The sequence below is a fragment of the Paenibacillus sp. WLX1005 genome (genome assembly GCF_046603685.1).
In the GTDB taxonomy this organism is placed as follows: domain Bacteria; phylum Bacillota; class Bacilli; order Paenibacillales; family Paenibacillaceae; genus Saccharibacillus.
Genome location: NZ_CP176756.1, coordinates 4,912,186 through 4,928,729, shown reverse-complemented (window position 1 = coordinate 4,928,729; position 16,544 = coordinate 4,912,186). Strand labels below are relative to the sequence as shown.

The window sequence follows — 16,544 nt, the reverse complement described above, 5'->3', positions numbered from 1 at the left end:
GAATGATGTAGAGCATACTGTACTTCCCATCAACTTTTCATCCTATAAACCTACCGTTACGGAAGTAAAGTCACTTATAGGATTTTGAAGGTGTTACATTTTTTAAATTGATGCAAGCCGCACGGAACGGAGGGAAGGAATACGGGAAAAGGACGACTTTGGAGGTGCGGGAATCTTCATTTACTCCCATTCCAAAAGATTCCCGCGGCTCCACCCGAGGACGTTCCCGTATTCCTTCCCGGAGTGCATGCTGCCTACATGCCATTATTTCAAACAAGTCAACACAACAAATCACACCCCAAATGTGAAAATTTGAACAAACTATGAACATTCCCCAAACCCCTTGCATTGTGACATTTATCACAATATAATAATCACATAAGGTGAAAACATTCACAACCAACGTTTTCAACTATACCCCATCAGGCAATACATCTTTACCGGAATCGGAATCGGAATCCGAAACAGGCAACGTTTCTCCCCGGTTCCTCCATGTACCTTTTGGACAGCTTTCCGCAGACGAATGTTCATCCCAAACTCCCATCTGCATCTTCAGATCGCTGTCCTCTCTTTTTATTATCAAATGTGAATGTATTCACTAAGTTGTCTCCGCTAGCGAACAGAACGCTGAACGGAGCAGATGTCACTGACGGAATGGATAACTTATTTGCACCACATACAAAAATATAGAGTTACACACAGGAGGAAGAAACCATGAAAGTAGCAGTTATTGGATGTACTCACGCAGGAACCGCCGCCATCGTCAACACCGCCAAATTGTACCCGGATGCTCAAATCACCGTGTACGAACGCAATGACAATATTTCGTTCCTGTCTTGCGGTATCGCGCTGTATGTCGGTGGTGTCGTAGAAGATGCGAACGGGTTGTTCTACTCGTCGCCACAGCAACTAGCTGAACTGGGTGTGACCACCAAAATGCTGCACGAGGTCACTTCCGTCGACACCGACGCCAAAACATTGACTGCCCGCGATCTGACGACCGGAACCGAGCTGACAGATACGTTTGACAAGTTAATCGTTACGACTGGCTCGTGGCCGATCATTCCCAAATTCCCGGGCATTGAACTAGATAATATCGTATTGTCTAAGAACTTTAATCACTCGAATACAATTATTGAGAAAGCCAAATCTGCCAATCATATCGTTGTTGTCGGTGCTGGATACATCGGTGTTGAGCTGGTCGAAGCGTTCCAAATGAACGGCAAACAAGTGACGCTGATCGATGCCGAAGAACGCATTCTGAGCAAATACCTTGACCCTGAATTTACCGCTCGTACCGAAGAAGTGCTGACACAGCAAGGTATCCAGCTGGCGTTGAATGAGAAAGTCGTACGCTTTGAAGGCACCGATGGCAAAGTAAATACCGTCGTTACCGATAAAGGTACACACACCGCCGATATGGTCATTCTGTGCATCGGCTTCCGTCCACAAACCGAACTGCTGGCAGGTCAGGTGGACATGCTGCCAAACGGTGCAATCGTCGTTGACAACTACATGCAAACGAGCAAAAAAGACGTATACGCCGCTGGTGACAGTTGTGCGATCTTCTACAACCCAACCCAGCAACACGCGTACATCCCGCTGGCAACCAATGCGGTACGCATGGGTACACTCGTTGCCCGCAATCTGGTGAACCCGACGACTGAATATCTTGGTACACAAGGCACATCCGGTATCAAAATTTATGAAGAAAACATCGCTGCAACCGGTATGACCGAAGTCGCTGCACGCCTTGCTGGTCTGGACGTAGAAACATCGACTATTCACGACAACTACCGTCCTGAATTCATGCCAACCCATGAGAAAGTGACTCTGAAAGTCGTTTATGAAACAGGTAGCCGTCGCATTCTTGGTGCACAGATCATGTCGCACGCCGATCTGACGCAATCGATCAATACGATCTCGGTATTCATTCAGGCGCGTATGACGGTTGATCAGCTTGCCTTTGTTGATTTCTTCTTCCAACCACACTACAACAAACCGTGGAACTACCTGAACAGCGTCGGTCTGCAAGCACTGCCACAAGTCGCGCAAAAAGAAACCGTGAACGTGTAATCATATCTGCATAGGATACAAGTTCATTGTAGTCGCCATCTGATGATGGCGGCTTTTTTATTTGGCTGTCTGCGTCGATGTATGGTGATGAATTTCGCAGTTTATCGTAAAAATTCTCTTCATCGTGACAAATGTTACTTTTTTCACAAAGTAAATTCATTAAAATTGAAATATGAAAATATCCGCTAACCGAAACGGATGACCATACATTCAAAGGAGAGAACCCTTCATGGCTTACTACAAACCGCAGCAAATCGCGATGAATACGATTGACACTGGAGTGACCAAAGCACGCTCCAGCTGGACGCAGATGCTGGTGCTTGGATTTTTGGCGGGTGCTTTTATCGCACTTGGATTTTTGTTAGATATTCGGGTCATTGCCAGCATGCCGGAAGAATGGGGCAGCTTTGCCAATTTTGTCGGAGCTTCGCTATTCCCGGTCGGACTTGTTCTGGTGCTAATCGCTGGTGGTGAACTGTTAACTGGGAATATGATGGCGGTTCCGCTGGCACGCATGGCACGTAAAATTACAACGATGGAAGTAGCGCGCAATCTTGTAGCAATTACGCTTGCGAATATGCTTGGTGCTTTGTTCGTCGCGTATTTCTTCGGACATATCGTTGGTTTGACGGAAACCGGACCGTATCTGGCGAAGACGGTTGAGATGGCAGGGCACAAGCTGGAAGGCACATTCCTGCAAATGTTCATTTCCGGTATCGGTTGTAACTGGCTGGTCGCACTCGCTGTATGGCTGTCGTACAGCGCAGATAACATCAGTGGCAAGGTGCTGGGCATCTGGTTCCCGACGATGGCGTTTGTTGCCATTGGATTCCAGCACGTTGTCGCTAATATGTTTCTGATTCCGGCAGCGATCTTCGCAGGTCATTATTCATGGGAACAGTATTTTATGAACTTCGTACCTGTTTGGCTTGGTAATCTGACTGGTGGTGCGTTGTTTGTTGCTTGCGCGTATTTTACCGCGTATATCCGTCCCACCAATGCAACCATGTCAGCAGCAGGCAATGCTAGTGGGCAGCATGGCGTATCAACACAGTCGGCGCTGAACGAACATACAGCGGCTTCTGCGACGGCGATGCCATTGCAGCATAGCGAGCAGACGCATTGATGCAATCCTGATCTGTAGCACATTACGCAAGTAGGATCATTTGGTTAGTCCAACTGTATGATCCATGATGCAAGAAGTCAGCCGAGACGCCCATGTTGCACGGGCGAAGTCCCGGCTTTTTGCTTATTATTACAGGTCTCATTTCACAAATTGATAGCTAAGTAGGTTTCGAATTATAAAATTGGTTTAAATCATAAGATACGGGTAATAGTGTAAATTGTAGTGATATACAGGATTTGTGAAATGATTAATTTTGTACAGAACGATTCTCGAGGTGCAAGATGGAAAAGATAAACGAACTAATTGAAAAGCAACAAGAAATGGAACAGGAGCTAGCTAGGCTTCGGCTCAAGTTGGACGATCATGAGCAGTCATTGATGATTGCCGAGCAGAAAGCCGAGAATAAGGCACGCTTTATATCCATGCTTAGCCATGAAATCCGTACACCCATGAACGGCATTCTGTCCATGATTGAACTTTTGCAAAATACATCTTTGGATGAAGAACAGCAAAGTTATATGGGGATACTGAACGGTAGTAGTGAAGCGTTGATGGCGCTCGTTAATAACCTGCTGGATATTGGCAAGATGGAAGCTGGTAAGTTGAAATTGAATCGCGATCCGTTTGATTTGATTAATACAATTGAAGATTTGACATATGCTTTATCGCCGCGTGCATTTGAAAAAGGCGTACATGTTCATCTGAATGTACATTCAGATATTCCGCTGTTTGTTATTGGCGACGCACTCAAAGTCAGACAGGTTATGATGAATTTACTGCAAAATTCGATCAAATTCACGAAACAAGGAGATATTACAATCTCGCTGTTTCTGTTGCCCGATGAGCAGCCAGATCGTTTAACCGTCAAGATCTGTGTCGAAGATACAGGGATTGGTATTCCGAAGGAGCGTTTGGCGCATATTTTTGAATCTTACACTCAAATGCATGAGCAGAGTGAGCATATGCATCAAGGTACGGGACTTGGACTGGCTATCTGCAAGCAGCTCGTTGAACTGATGGGCGGAACGATTGAAGCCAAAAGCATGGATGGTGTCGGTACAGCGATTGATATCGTGCTGCATTTTGAACGGTATACGGATCTGCCGTCGATTCCATTCCAAAATAGCGTATTGCATGATACTCGTATTCTGCTGTTGGAGAACAACAGCATTTGCCGTACGCTACTTCGCAATATGCTAGATGAGTGGAATGCACAGGTAACCGTCGTTCACGAGATGGATGAACGTTTCTTTGACGAATTGTATCATCATGAATATGATCTCGTACTGGTGGACCTCGTGCTCATTGATCGCGAACGCTGGATGAGAGAGCGGACGAAGATTCAGAAGCAGCCGTTGTTCTTACTAGCTCCTCTCGGTGAGAAAGTAGAGGGTGAGTTCCGCGATACATTTGAGACGGTAATCACCAAGCCGATTCGCAAATTGCATTTGCTGAACAGCATTTTGGCACTGCAACAAGGGAAACGGTAATGAAGTGATATAGCCAGATTATGAATACAACGAGATCATAACTACAACTAGCTTATATGATGCAGCTAAGTAAAAATGAGAAGGTTTGACCGTGCCAATGAATGGCGTTCGTCATCTCGGCTATGTTGCAAAGAAACCAAATTGTAGAACAATCATCGGAACAGAATATATGAAGAAACAGGACCTGCATCCTCAGAGCAGGTCCTGTTTTGATGTAATCAATAGTAGGCAAAATGAAATCCGCCATAATTCGGTTCGGGGGAACGAAACCGTAGTATGGCGGATTCCGGGAGTGGTCCATGATATGACAGAAGGTAAGAATGAAGGGGACATCACTCTTGCCAAATGCCGTTACTTATTGTTAAACGGTAAGTGTGTGATTGAAACATAGCTATATTCAAAAAAACGAAAAAATTCTACTTTGCTATTTTGTATACATATACGCAGGAAAAGAACGCCAATATAACGCACATACAGACCGCAAATACAGTAAGTCGAAACGCTATTTCGGCATTATTTAGCATCTGTCGAAACATTCAACTTCATCATCAGATTGAATATCATGATGTCTACGTTAGGATGTGCATCATAACGTGCATCGATCCGATCTGCAATTAGCGGCAACCGGGAAACATTCCAGTCGCCACACCGATCCGATTCCAGCAATTGATCGCATTAATCGCAGTTAAGATGGTCATAAACTGTTGCTCATCATAATGCTCCAGCACCGCATCGTACACATCCTGTGGCACACCCTGATGCGTCAAATCCGTGACCACTTCAGTCAAATGCAGAACCGCACGTTCGGCATCGGTATAGTAAGGCGTTTCACGCCAGACACTCAGTAGTGCAATCCGTTCTTCGCGTTCGCCCATCTTGCGCAGATCGCGGATATGCTTGTCTAGGCAGAAGGCGCAGCGATTGAGCTGGGAAGCGCGGATTTTGATCAATTCATATAATACAGGGTCCAATTCCTGCTCCTTGATCAACTGCTCCATCTGTAGCATCATTTTGTAAACACCGGGGTTCGCTTTGTAATGGTCGAGACGTACTTGCATAGAGATTTCCTCCTCATAATGGTTGTCGCACATCAGGGATAAGCTATGAAATCATATTCCTGGTGTGCGACACAAATAGTATACAGAGGCACAGCGTTGAAGAAGTGCCCTCTTATATACAGACAAGATAGCGAAGGAGGTTGTGACAAGTATAGTGAATGCCAATATTGCACTTGGTTTACACAGTATGCTGCGCCATGATTCTCGTTAATTTATCTGGATTAGAGATCATATAAATATGCTCTACCTGTCCCTGCATACCATATGCAAACGAGAACACATACACAGGCTGTCCATCCCGAATCAGCTGCAAGCCCGGTTCGCCGTTGACGGAAATGACTGACCAATTTCCTTACATTGCACCTTTGCCAGCAATGCCTTGTAGAAACGTAGTTACACGATAGCGTGTTAAGATTGGACGGATCGCAGCACGCACTTTGCCACCGCCATCGGTGTACATGCGCACATCGTCCTGAAGCAAATGCAGCAGCGGGGTGAAATTCCCACTACGTGCTGCTTGCAAAAAGGCTGAAGCAAAATATTCGCTCTGTATTGTAGGATTCATCGTATGGAGTCGGTCATCAGCTTCTGCGTGACTGGCGGGCTGTAGACGGGAGCGGATGCGACTTAATATTTTACGACAGGCAGCTTCGGACTTATGTACATAACTGGCAATCTCGCTATAATCCAATTCAAACGATTCCCGCAGTACGAAGATTGCTCGCTCCACTGGTGTAAGTTGCTCCAGCATGACCATCACGGCATAACTGATCTCTTCCTGGCGCAGCATAAGCTGCTCGGTGCCTTGCTTATCGGAATCGGAAAATCCGGTGACTTTGTCGTTCAGTAACGGTTGTATGGATAGTGGCAATGGACGAGTAGACGGGGTGTGGGAATGTATGGTTGCCGCATCAGTTGTTGTAATGGCAGGCTGCGCGGACAGAGAAGCCGTTTCTATATGCCGGGCAGAATGGAGCGGCAGTACATTCGGTTCGGGCAACCATGGGCCGGGGTATAGCTCGCGCCGCTTGCGGGCAGATTGCAGCAGGTTCAGACTACGGTTGGTGACAGCACGAATCAAATACGCTTTGATATGAGTAATGTCTGCAAGCGGCTCCTGTGTCAGCCGAGCAAATACATCCTGCACCATATCTTCGGCATCGCCATGCGAACCGGTCATCCGGTAAGCGACAGCAGTTAACAAGGTATAGTATTCCTCGTACAGCTGCTCCAATGTCGGAGACTGTGGATATTTCATCTATATTCAACTCCTTATCAGTGTAAAGCGGCAATGAAGATGCTTGCCCGTTGCGATTGTGATCAAGCATACTAGACTTTATGTGTTTGACGAGATGGCGTTAGCGTGTATGTTTGGCTATTTGCGCTGTTTAGCTAAGTTCCGTAGCAAGTTAAGCCAATAACAGGTCATTGCCTTCATTATACATGCTTAGATCGGAACTGACATTGGAATGAGGATAGAAAGGAATACATCATGCGCTGGCTCAAATCATATCCAAAGGAAATTCAGGTGTTTTTGCTTGCCAGTCTGCTGAATGCGGCAGGCGGGTCGTTAATGTGGCCGCTCGTTACATTGTTTGTGTATCAGGAGCTGGGGCGTCCGATGCAGGATGCCGGTCTGGTGGTGCTATTGCAATCGCTGGGCGGCATTATCGGGCAACTGTTGGGTGGTTCGCTATATCATCGACTCGGTGTGCGTAAGCTAATCGTGGGATCGCTGCTATTCAATGGACTGTTTTTGTTTACACTGCCTTTTGTCAGTACGCACTGGTACTGGTTTATGGGGGCGATGGTAATGATCGGGCTGTTCAACTCTATGTCGATGCCAGCGATTCAGGCGTTTATCGGGTTTCGCTTTGCGGATCGGCGCGGGGAGCTGTTCAATATCGTGTATGTTGCTAACAATATCGGGGTAGCGCTGGGAACGGCGTTATGCGGTGTGCTGGCAGATATTTCGTATTATTTGTCGTTTGTAATTAATGGATTGAGTTGTGTGCTGTTTGCCGGATTTTTCTTCGTTTATTTGAGCAAAATCGGTACGGGCGACAGTCAGCATATCGACGATAACAATCCCGGTCGTCCGAAAGCGGGACGTGGGGAAAGTACGGGCTGGTTGCTGGGACAGGTGCGCATTTATCTGTTTATGGGTGTAGCGACTTTGTTCCTGTGGCTGGGCAATTCGATCTGGAATACCGGGGTATCGCCGTTTATCGTCAGCTCTGGTCTGTTGATCAGCTATTATAGCCTGCTGTGGACGATGAATGGCATTCTGATCTTTGCTGGACAGCCATTCATTCACTTGATTCGGCGTTGGTTCGCTAGTACGGCGCAGGCGCAGATGACGGCGAGCGCGGTCTTTTACCTGCTTGGTTATATCGTCATTCTAGGTTTTCACAACTATCCTGCGTTTATCGTAGCGATGATTCTGACTACATTTGGCGAGATGCTGATCTCTCCGGCGATTCCGTCGTTTGTGTCTGAGCGGACGGGGGCGTATGCGCCATTTTATCTCGGTGTCGCTGGTGGCATCGGTGCGGTTGGTAGGGTAATCGGACCTTACGTGATGGGAATATTCTACGATCAAGGTGGATTGATTCCGGTGACATGGGTCGCTGTGATTGCAGCTGTGTTGTCGCTCGCATTTTATCTGGTTCATAGTGTTGCGCAGCGCGGAGTGATGCTGAAGCCTAGACAGTAAGCTTGTCTTTTGGAAAGTAGAAAGTAATACCATTTGGCACAGCACAGCACAGCACAGCACAGCACAGCACAGCACAGCACAGCACAGCACAGCACAGTAAATAGACAAATTGTGTCTGCATAGCGTATTGAAAAGCACTCTTTTTGCAGAAGAGTGCTTTTTTTGCTGGTATTTATTTTGTTCATTCCTGTTTATAATTTATTCAAGTCGTCTTTACTCAAGTTTGGCTCAGGATGACTGTAGATGAATGTACTCCAGATCGAAAGGAGTTCCTGTCATGCCGATTCGTTCCGTACCGAATATCACCATTCGCCTGTCTACTATGAAGGATGCGAGGCAGCTGATGCAGCTGGATCAGCTTGTCTGGAATCATATCAATACACCGTCCGTCTTTTATTGCACAACTCGTCGTGAATATTTACAAGCTTGTCCGCCGGGCAGCCAATTGCTGGCGGTACAGGACGATGTGATCTGCGGATATGTTGGGTTTGCTTGTCCGCAGTCGTTTGCCGTTAGTCGTCATGTATACGATATTCACATCGCTGTTCATCCTGACTATCGTCGGCTCGGTGTCGGCGTCAAGCTGCTGGATACGTTATGCCGATATGCACGCCAGCAAGGTATTCGCAAGCTGACCCTGCGCGTATTATCGACGAACGAAGAAGCCGTCCATTTTTACGACAAATACGGATTCGTCGAAAATGGACGGCTTCAGGAACAATTCTATATTCACGGACAATATGTGGATGACATTTTGATGACGTACTGGTTATAGATTACAGGTTATAGGATTGCTGGCCGTAGACACTTTTCGTGATCAGTTCGGTCAGCTCTTCCTTTTGCGCCCGGTATGTATCAGGCGTCAGGCTTCCGTTGATCAGCCTTTGCATGAGCATGTCGTTCATCTGGGACACCTGCAGGTCAATCACAGCCTGTGGGTCTTTCTCGTTGCGGCGTGCTGTATCCGCGAGTGTTTCACCTTCATACAGATCATCATAGACATCCTCATCTGAAGTGGCGCCGACTGCACTCAGGAATGGGTCCTGCTGTTCACGGACAACAGAGGAAGCAGTGGACGTTTTGACGGCTGCCTGTGCATTCGCTTGTTCTCCGAGTAACATACTGCTAATGGCAATGCCGAGGAACAGTGTGCTGATCATCGCTTTGCCTTTGCGGGCGCGGTGATTGATGTTCGTGCGTTTCATATGGATACCTCTCTTTGCGTTTGCTTTCATAATGGTGGTGCAACCCTATCATAAACGTGCTGGCTTAAATCAAACTTAAATTGGTGTAAAGAAATGATGAAAAGAAAGAAGCGATGAGTCTGGACGTCACAACTGCGCCACATTCACTTATTTCGATAGTACAAAAAAATTGAAAAAACAAATGTAAATGAACTTGCAGTCAAGCAAAAGAAGTCAAAGTGTGAAAAAGAGAGAATATTTAACTATAATGGAGTCATTAGCCAAAGTTGAAATACAATCACATTTGAAAGGAGCGAATCGTAGTGGGAGTTAATTTTACTGCATATTTTCCACATGACTTGTCAGTGGAGCAGATTCAGGAATTGTGTCATAGTCTCAATACCCGAATTGAAGAATTTCCGTCCATCCATCAGTTTGTGGAATATCTGTTGCCTTATAATCCGCAAGATGTAGTCCAGGAGTGGAAGTTTTATTTCAATGGGATAGGTGGAACGACAGAGATTGTTGGTCCGTGTGGAATCTGACCTTTTGGATTTTATCTGGGAGGATCGCAATGAAGATTTTGCTTACATACTAAACTGGTTGCTGGCGAATTCAGGTCCACCTAAGGATACTATTCGCGATATCTATAAAAAGTACGAAGAGTATTGGGATTCGGAAGGATATTTTGTAGACCAATTTTAAAAGGAGAATTGATGTGAAAAAGATAATGCTCATATGGATAGCTACCGCTGCCGCAACGCTCTGTGCCACCTGCTCCAACGCAGTACTTGCTGCACCGACCAGCCAGCGATTTTCAACAATACTGCTGCAAGCCAATCATTTTAGCAACCCTGCGAATTCTATTACTTACCAAACATCAAAAACCAATGAAAAACAACAAGTGCAGCAGATAAGCAAAAAGAGTAAGAAGCTAACGAAATATGTAAATGAAAGATTTGGATTTTCTATTCAGTATCCTACAAGTTGGAAAGCTGGCGAAGAGGCATTTAATGGCGATGGTAAAAGCTTATATACCAACAACCCTAATGTTGATATTCGAGTGTACGGTTCAAACTACTTGCAAGGAATATCAGATCCGTATCATAAGCAAGAAAAAGGAATGAAGCGGAAAAAGGTCATATTAAACAATGGAAAAGAAGCAATTCTTGTAACAGGTAAGCAAAATAATCGTATTATGTACGATATGGTGTATATGTCCAAGGACGGCGCAACGTATCATTTTTACGCTGATGTACCTCAAACATTTTTTGATGCGAATCAAAAACTACTATTACAGGTTGCCAAAAGTTTGGATTTTTCTAACGAATAAGAAAGTATTATTGATCCCTGCATATCTATTTTAATAAAACATATAAAAAACCACACTCAGGCGTGTATCGCTTGAATGTGGTTTTTTTTAATAGACACTAGGATCGTTTACCGCTTCAACTTCCATTCCTGCTGCAACATCCCATACACCGCATGATCCACATACCCCGATGGCAGTAGCTCTGCTTCCCGAATAATGCCTTCCAAAATAAATCCAAGCCGCTCTGGCACTGCTCGGCTACGCTTATTCGCGGTGGCACAGCGGATCTCCACCCGGTGCAAATTCAGCTCCAGCATCGCATAATCCAGCATCGCCCGCAGCGCAGAAGTAATCAGCCCATTGCCTTGAAACGACTCGCCCAGCCAGTAACCGATGCCGACCGAGCGGTGATTCCAGTTGATCTCGTGAAAGCCGATAATGCCAGCCAGCTGATCTTTGTACCAAATCCCCGCGTTGAAGCCACCATTTTCCATCGCCTGCGTCAGACTGGCGCGTACGAAGTTCTCGCTGTCCTCGACCGACGTATTGGCATCTACCCAGGGCAACCACTGACGCAGATGACTGCGGGACTGATCGATCAGCTGATAAATGTGACGCGCGTGCGCCGGTTCCAGCGGTCTTAATTCAATCTCTTCATCCAGAATGTATGTAAACATGCAGTGCTTCCTCGCTTTCGTAGTCTAACGTGCAAAGACTGGATCAGAATTACCGTTTGCGTAGAGCAGTTCGCTGTTCGAGCGCATAAATATCTTCTTCGATGCCTGCCATCCGTTCGTTAACGAGTGTACGGCAATCGGCAAGTGCCTGATTGTACATATGCGGACCGATTTCTTTTAATACAAAGTCCAGCACGCCATCTGCTGCCAGCTCACCGATCATCTCGCCACGCTCCATTTCAAAAAATTGTTGGATGTTGGCAATCAGTGTATCGCGGGTTTCACGGGACAGTTTAATCTGGTTCATCATACACACTCCTTGGATTTTATAATAGTGAATTTGTTATGCAGTCAGTCATGATATTCATCTATGCTACCGTATTCCCTGATCTTCGTCAAAAGGGTTTTTGCGGGGAATATAGCGTTTTCATTACCATTTCGCGTGACTGTAAAAAGCCGCTTATCCTTGCCTAAGTCTATATAACCGTTATAATAGAATGTATTGAACAGAAACTGAACGATGAAAGGTTGATAGGTGTGGAGAACCCAAATTTGACTCCTTCTAACTTTATTAAAACAATCATTACCGACGACCTGAAGTCCGGCAAAGTGAACAACATTGTGACTCGTTTCCCGCCGGAGCCGAACGGTTATCTTCATATCGGTCATGCCAAAGCCATCTGGGTGAATTTTGCGCTGGCTGACGAATTTGGTGGCAAAACGCATCTGCGCTTTGACGATACGAACCCTGCCAAAGAAGACGAAGAATATGTCCGTTCCATTGAGGAAGATGTGAAATGGCTGGGCTATGAATGGGAAGGTAAATATTTTGCTTCCGATTACTTCGACTTTATGTACGAAAAAGCCGAGCTGCTGATCACCAAAGGTCTTGCTTATATCGACGACCAAACCGCTGACCAAATTCGCGAAAATCGTGGTACGCTGACCGAGCCGGGCAAAGACAGCCCGTACCGCAATCGCAGCGTCGACGAGAATATGGAGCTGTTCCGCCAAATGCGTGACGGCAAATTCGGCAACGGGGAAAAGGTACTGCGTGCCAAGATCGACATGTCCTCGCCGAACATCAATATGCGTGATCCGGTCATTTATCGTATCGCGCATCTGGAGCATCATAACACAGGTGACAAATGGTGCATCTACCCGATGTATACCTTTGCCCATCCGCTGGAAGATGCGTATGAGAAGATTACCCATTCCCTGTGTACGGTGGAGTTTGAAGACCAACGTCCATTTTACGATTGGGTTATCCGTGAGTGCGATGTCGATGCCGAGCCGCATCAATATGAGTACGGTCGCCTGAATGTAGCACAAACGCTGACCAGTAAGCGCAAGCTGAAGCTGCTTGTGGACGAGAACATTGTAGACGGCTGGGATGATCCGCGTATGCCGACAATCTCTGGTTTGCGACGTCGCGGCTTCACACCGGAAGCACTGCGTTCCTTCGTATTCGAGACCGGGATCTCCAAAAGTCAGGGTATCGTCGATCTGCAAATGCTAGATCACTTTGTCCGTGAAGATCTGAAATTGACTGTACCGCGCACGATGGGCGTACTGCGTCCGCTGAAAGTGGTCATTACCAACTATCCAGAAGGACAAGTGGAGATGCTGGACGCGGAAAACAACCCGGAGAACGAAGAGATGGGTATCCGTCAAATTCCGTTCTCGCGCGAAATTTATATCGAGCAGGACGACTTTATGGAAGAACCGCCTGCCAAGTACCACCGCCTGTATCCGGGCAATGAAGTGCGTCTGAAGCATGCGTATTTCATTAAATGCAATGATTTTGTCAAAGATGCCGACGGCAATGTGACTGAGATTCATTGTACGTATGATCAGGAAACGAAGAGCGGCACCGGCTTTACCGGTCGCAAAGTGAAAGGTACCATCCACTGGGTCGAAGCGACACAAGCTGTACCGGCAGAATTCCGTCTGTACGAGCCGCTGATCAAAGCCGAGGAAGAAGAGCTGGTCGAAGAAACTGCTGGTGGCAACGATGAGATTCCAGAGAAAACGTTCCTTGATTCTATCAATCCGAACTCACTGGAAATCGTTCATGGTTTTGTTGAGCCGGGTCTGAAAGAATCGCAAGGATATGATCGTTATCAATTTTTCCGTCATGGGTATTTCAGTGCTGATCCGAAATACACGATGCCGGGCGATCCGGTGTTTAACCTTGTCGTATCCATGAAGAGTTCGTTCAAGCTGCCAAAAGCGTAACGGTAGCACAAATGTAGCATGGATATTGCATCTGTAGTTCATTGAACGAGGATACAAATTATTTTAAGTTTCATACAAAAGTCGCGGTTCCCTGTAACGGAGCCGCGACTTTTTTGTTGGTTATTTGATTTTTTGTTGGTTATTTGATTTTTTGTTGGTTATTTTACTGGTTACATATTATATGTCTTCATCCGGCAGACGGTAGTCGGTACGCCGGATATTCAGCCACATAAATGCAAAGCCAAGCGCGCCTAGAAGCGACAGTGCGACACCTGCCAGATACATTTGCTCGGAACCGAAATTCTGGAATAACCAGCCGCCGAGGAAGCCGGCAACGACACCGGAGACACCGCTCCATGTCATCGTATACAGTGCTTGCCCCGAGCTGCGGAACGCATTCGGTACGAACATCATCGTCAATTGCGTACCTACATAGAAGTATCCGCCAAAGGTCACTGCATGCAGCAGTTGGATGAAAATGACTTGCAGCGGGCTCACCGCTTCTGCCATGAGCAGCCAGCGTAGCGTGAATAACAGACTGACAAGTGCCAACCAACCGATCATAAAGGACACTTTGCGTTTTAGAAATCGGTCAAATAACAGAAACAGCGCCGCTTCAAAGATCGAGGATGCGAATACAGCCCATCCGACCATACTTTTGCTGCCGCCGAGTTCAATCACATACAGAGACAGAAAGGTGCTATTCATCATATTTGGAATCGAAACGAGCACACCGAGCACGATAAAGCCGATAAAATACAAATTGCTCCCGATCTGCTTCAACGCGGTCAGATTCATAACAGCACCGCCGCCGGGCTGCTTCGCCTGTGCAGGTAACATCAGCATCAGCGCAATCGCTACGAGCAGTAACATCGTAAATACATTACCAATTCGTGGCACACCGAGATAATCAATGATCGGTCCGGCACAAACCGCAGTCAATGCCCAGCCAAGCGAGCCATACAATCGAAAGCCACCGAATTTGTAAGGTGTACCGTCGATATAGTTGAGGATCAGTGTGCTGGATTGTGCAAACATTGGCGTCTGGAAAAAGAAAAAGCACGCCATGACGATGTACATCACCACATAATCGTTAAGATGGAAAACGATCTGTACGATTAGCAGCGTACCAGTCATCATCAGTAGTAGCACTAGCCGTACATTTTGCAGCCGGTCACCCAGATAGCCCCAGAACGGGTTCGCGAACAACGATATAAAAGGTCCAATCGCCATCAAGGCGCCAATCTCACTCTGGGTCATGCCGATATCTTGCAAATATAATTGAAAGAAGCTGGTGAAGATCACCATCGTTCCATAAATAAAAAAGGTATACCACCGAAGTGTGGTAAAAGCAGACTTGACTGGGTATGAATCCACGATGCGACAATCCTTTCCATGGGACATTGCATTTACTGTATCATTAGTTGTAAGGGGATACAAACCATTTTGTATGAGAATGCGGCTATCTGCGGGTTTATGAATCTAGATATATTGCATTGCTACCGGCTCATTCGGAATAGGCGAAACATGCAGGCTAAATCGCTATAATAACGGTATACGTAACGTGTGCCTGAAAAGGAAAGGCGATTGTATTCTTGAGTAGATAACAGCTGTATCATATGAAAATGTAGAACTAGCGCAGCTAGGTTCTCATACAATTTGAATCCATAAGCGCGTAGCCGTAATATATCCAACGTAACGAAGACAACATAGATCATGGAGCATAGAAACGATGATGAGGAACAGAAAGGATGGATAGATCATATGGATCAACGGAATCAACGGCAAAATAACAGTAAAGTCGCGACCGCAGGCATTATACTAGCAGGTGGACAATCGCGGCGGATGGGCAGAGACAAGGCATTGCTGGATATTGGTGGGCAGACGGTGATCGAGCGGGTTGTAGCTGCCGTGCAACCGTGTGTAGATCAGATGTGTCTCGCTTCGGCTCTGGATCGACAGTATGATGTTCTGAATATACCGCTCGCGCAGGATGAGTTTCCGGGCGCAGGTCCGTTGTCAGGCTTGTATGCGGGGATGAATACGTTGGATGCAGAATGGTATGTGCTGAGTGCGTGTGATTTGCCTTTTGCTAGTACTACTTTATTGAATCTGTTGTTACATGAAGCATATAACAGCGAAGTCCAGTATGATGGAACGCCGACAGTACAGGCGGTGGTGCCGACATATAAACAGCGTACGCATCCACTGTATGCGGTGTATCATCATAGTGTACGTGCCTCGCTTGCGACGTCGTTACAACAGGGGCGGTTGAAGGTGATGGACTGGCTGGGGCAGCATCATGTACGGAAGCTCTCAATGGAAGATATTCTGCGTACACAACCATCTGATATGCAAGGCGATCTGACAGCATGGTGTCTACACAATATGAATGATCCACAAGCGTATGAACAAGCACGCAAACTGCATATTGTCCCAAAGCCGTTCGACAGCTAAAAAACTGTTCGTTACGGCTTTTATTCTAATATTGTGACACTGGGCATGATTTTGTCAGGTAATCTTTGGAAAAAGATGACTATTTTATGAACGTATGCGTAAAATGCACATGGAGTTTGTGATATCGGTTACAATATGGTCAAGCGAAAGATAGTCCGCTATCTGCTTCGCAAACGTACAGGCGTCACATGTTCATACTATGTACCGCCT

General features: G+C 46.3%; 16 protein-coding genes. 9 read left to right on the top strand and 7 right to left on the bottom strand.

Annotated features, from left to right (window positions below; all coding sequences use genetic code 11):
- The first annotated feature begins 714 nt into the window (after positions 1-714).
- The 3 genes from ACE3MZ_RS21070 to ACE3MZ_RS21060 all read left to right on the top strand — a co-directional run bounded on the left by ACE3MZ_RS21070 (position 715) and on the right by ACE3MZ_RS21060 (position 4,692).
- A complete protein-coding gene (locus tag ACE3MZ_RS21070; RefSeq protein WP_411344047.1) occupies positions 715-2,076 on the top strand; it encodes an FAD-dependent oxidoreductase in 1,362 nt (453 codons plus the stop codon).
- Positions 2,077-2,305: 229 nt separating this feature from the next.
- Positions 2,306-3,202, top strand: coding sequence for a formate/nitrite transporter family protein (locus ACE3MZ_RS21065; protein ID WP_411344046.1), 897 nt, complete (start codon positions 2,306-2,308; stop codon positions 3,200-3,202).
- Positions 3,203-3,483: 281 nt separating this feature from the next.
- Complete coding sequence (locus ACE3MZ_RS21060) at positions 3,484-4,692, top strand: ATP-binding protein (RefSeq protein WP_411344045.1); 1,209 nt, start codon at positions 3,484-3,486, stop codon at positions 4,690-4,692.
- Positions 4,693-5,306: 614 nt separating this feature from the next.
- On the opposite strand, the gene ACE3MZ_RS21055 is transcribed toward ACE3MZ_RS21060, so the two are convergent.
- The 3 genes from ACE3MZ_RS21055 to ACE3MZ_RS21045 form a co-directional block, all read right to left on the bottom strand.
- A complete protein-coding gene (locus ACE3MZ_RS21055) occupies positions 5,307-5,750 on the bottom strand; it encodes a carboxymuconolactone decarboxylase family protein (protein WP_411344044.1) in 444 nt (147 codons plus the stop codon).
- 178 nt (positions 5,751-5,928) lie between these two features.
- Positions 5,929-6,063 carry a hypothetical protein gene (locus tag ACE3MZ_RS21050; protein WP_411344043.1) on the bottom strand — a complete coding sequence of 45 codons (135 nt, stop codon included), beginning with the start codon at positions 6,061-6,063 and terminating at the stop codon, positions 5,929-5,931.
- A gap of 39 nt (positions 6,064-6,102) precedes the next feature.
- On the bottom strand, positions 6,103-7,008 hold the full coding sequence (locus ACE3MZ_RS21045; RefSeq protein WP_411344042.1) for a sigma-70 family RNA polymerase sigma factor: 906 nt from the start codon (positions 7,006-7,008) through the stop codon (positions 6,103-6,105).
- A gap of 234 nt (positions 7,009-7,242) precedes the next feature.
- On the opposite strand from ACE3MZ_RS21045, the gene ACE3MZ_RS21040 reads away from it, so the two are divergent.
- On the top strand, positions 7,243-8,466 hold the full coding sequence (locus ACE3MZ_RS21040) for an MFS transporter (RefSeq protein ID WP_411344041.1): 1,224 nt from the start codon (positions 7,243-7,245) through the stop codon (positions 8,464-8,466).
- A 277-nt stretch (positions 8,467-8,743) separates the two neighbouring features.
- Positions 8,744-9,241 carry a GNAT family N-acetyltransferase gene (locus ACE3MZ_RS21035; protein WP_411344040.1) on the top strand — a complete coding sequence of 166 codons (498 nt, stop codon included), beginning with the start codon at positions 8,744-8,746 and terminating at the stop codon, positions 9,239-9,241.
- A 1-nt stretch (position 9,242) separates the two neighbouring features.
- Here ACE3MZ_RS21035 and ACE3MZ_RS21030 read toward each other — a convergent pair whose 3' ends face one another.
- The gene (locus ACE3MZ_RS21030) at positions 9,243-9,671 is read right to left on the bottom strand and encodes a hypothetical protein (protein WP_411344039.1); all 429 of its coding nucleotides are present in this window, start codon (positions 9,669-9,671) and stop codon (positions 9,243-9,245) included.
- A gap of 302 nt (positions 9,672-9,973) precedes the next feature.
- Here ACE3MZ_RS21030 and ACE3MZ_RS21025 point away from each other — a divergent pair, with 302 nt between their 5' ends.
- Together ACE3MZ_RS21025 and ACE3MZ_RS21020 are read left to right on the top strand one after the other, a co-directional pair.
- Positions 9,974-10,195, top strand: coding sequence for a hypothetical protein (locus tag ACE3MZ_RS21025; protein ID WP_411344038.1), 222 nt, complete (start codon positions 9,974-9,976; stop codon positions 10,193-10,195).
- Positions 10,196-10,368: 173 nt separating this feature from the next.
- Complete coding sequence (locus ACE3MZ_RS21020; protein ID WP_411344037.1) at positions 10,369-10,983, top strand: hypothetical protein; 615 nt, start codon at positions 10,369-10,371, stop codon at positions 10,981-10,983.
- 107 nt (positions 10,984-11,090) lie between these two features.
- On the opposite strand, the gene ACE3MZ_RS21015 is transcribed toward ACE3MZ_RS21020, so the two are convergent.
- Both ACE3MZ_RS21015 and ACE3MZ_RS21010 read right to left on the bottom strand, forming a co-directional pair.
- Positions 11,091-11,639, bottom strand: a complete 549-nt coding sequence (locus tag ACE3MZ_RS21015) for a GNAT family N-acetyltransferase (protein WP_411344036.1) — start codon at positions 11,637-11,639, stop codon at positions 11,091-11,093.
- A 49-nt stretch (positions 11,640-11,688) separates the two neighbouring features.
- Positions 11,689-11,949 carry a DUF2164 domain-containing protein gene (locus ACE3MZ_RS21010; RefSeq protein WP_411344035.1) on the bottom strand — a complete coding sequence of 87 codons (261 nt, stop codon included), beginning with the start codon at positions 11,947-11,949 and terminating at the stop codon, positions 11,689-11,691.
- A 227-nt stretch (positions 11,950-12,176) separates the two neighbouring features.
- Here ACE3MZ_RS21010 and ACE3MZ_RS21005 point away from each other — a divergent pair, with 227 nt between their 5' ends.
- A complete protein-coding gene (locus tag ACE3MZ_RS21005) occupies positions 12,177-13,877 on the top strand; it encodes a glutamine--tRNA ligase/YqeY domain fusion protein (RefSeq protein WP_411344034.1) in 1,701 nt (566 codons plus the stop codon).
- Positions 13,878-14,054: 177 nt separating this feature from the next.
- Here the strand turns inward: ACE3MZ_RS21005 and ACE3MZ_RS21000 are convergent, their stop codons facing one another.
- Positions 14,055-15,254 (bottom strand): MFS transporter, encoded by a 1,200-nt coding sequence (locus ACE3MZ_RS21000; RefSeq protein WP_411344033.1) that lies wholly within the window; start codon positions 15,252-15,254, stop codon positions 14,055-14,057.
- A gap of 387 nt (positions 15,255-15,641) precedes the next feature.
- On the opposite strand from ACE3MZ_RS21000, the gene ACE3MZ_RS20995 reads away from it, so the two are divergent.
- Positions 15,642-16,334, top strand: a complete 693-nt coding sequence (locus ACE3MZ_RS20995; RefSeq protein WP_411344032.1) for a molybdenum cofactor guanylyltransferase — start codon at positions 15,642-15,644, stop codon at positions 16,332-16,334.
- Positions 16,335-16,544 lie beyond the last annotated feature (210 nt).

What these genes read in the sequence shown, in the direction of transcription:
- ACE3MZ_RS21030 (WP_411344039.1), bottom strand. Translation starts at nt 9,671, where the DNA reads ATGAAACGCACGAACATCAATCACCGCGCCCGCAAAGGCAAAGCGATG.
- ACE3MZ_RS21045 (WP_411344042.1), bottom strand. Translation starts at nt 7,008, where the DNA reads ATGAAATATCCACAGTCTCCGACATTGGAGCAGCTGTACGAGGAATAC.
- ACE3MZ_RS21040 (WP_411344041.1), top strand. Translation starts at nt 7,243, where the DNA reads ATGCGCTGGCTCAAATCATATCCAAAGGAAATTCAGGTGTTTTTGCTT.
- ACE3MZ_RS21065 (WP_411344046.1), top strand. Translation starts at nt 2,306, where the DNA reads ATGGCTTACTACAAACCGCAGCAAATCGCGATGAATACGATTGACACT.
- ACE3MZ_RS21060 (WP_411344045.1), top strand. Translation starts at nt 3,484, where the DNA reads ATGGAAAAGATAAACGAACTAATTGAAAAGCAACAAGAAATGGAACAG.
- ACE3MZ_RS20995 (WP_411344032.1), top strand. Translation starts at nt 15,642, where the DNA reads ATGGATCAACGGAATCAACGGCAAAATAACAGTAAAGTCGCGACCGCA.
- ACE3MZ_RS21015 (WP_411344036.1), bottom strand. Translation starts at nt 11,639, where the DNA reads ATGTTTACATACATTCTGGATGAAGAGATTGAATTAAGACCGCTGGAA.
- ACE3MZ_RS21055 (WP_411344044.1), bottom strand. Translation starts at nt 5,750, where the DNA reads ATGCAAGTACGTCTCGACCATTACAAAGCGAACCCCGGTGTTTACAAA.
- ACE3MZ_RS21070 (WP_411344047.1), top strand. Translation starts at nt 715, where the DNA reads ATGAAAGTAGCAGTTATTGGATGTACTCACGCAGGAACCGCCGCCATC.
- ACE3MZ_RS21010 (WP_411344035.1), bottom strand. Translation starts at nt 11,949, where the DNA reads ATGATGAACCAGATTAAACTGTCCCGTGAAACCCGCGATACACTGATT.
- ACE3MZ_RS21035 (WP_411344040.1), top strand. Translation starts at nt 8,744, where the DNA reads ATGCCGATTCGTTCCGTACCGAATATCACCATTCGCCTGTCTACTATG.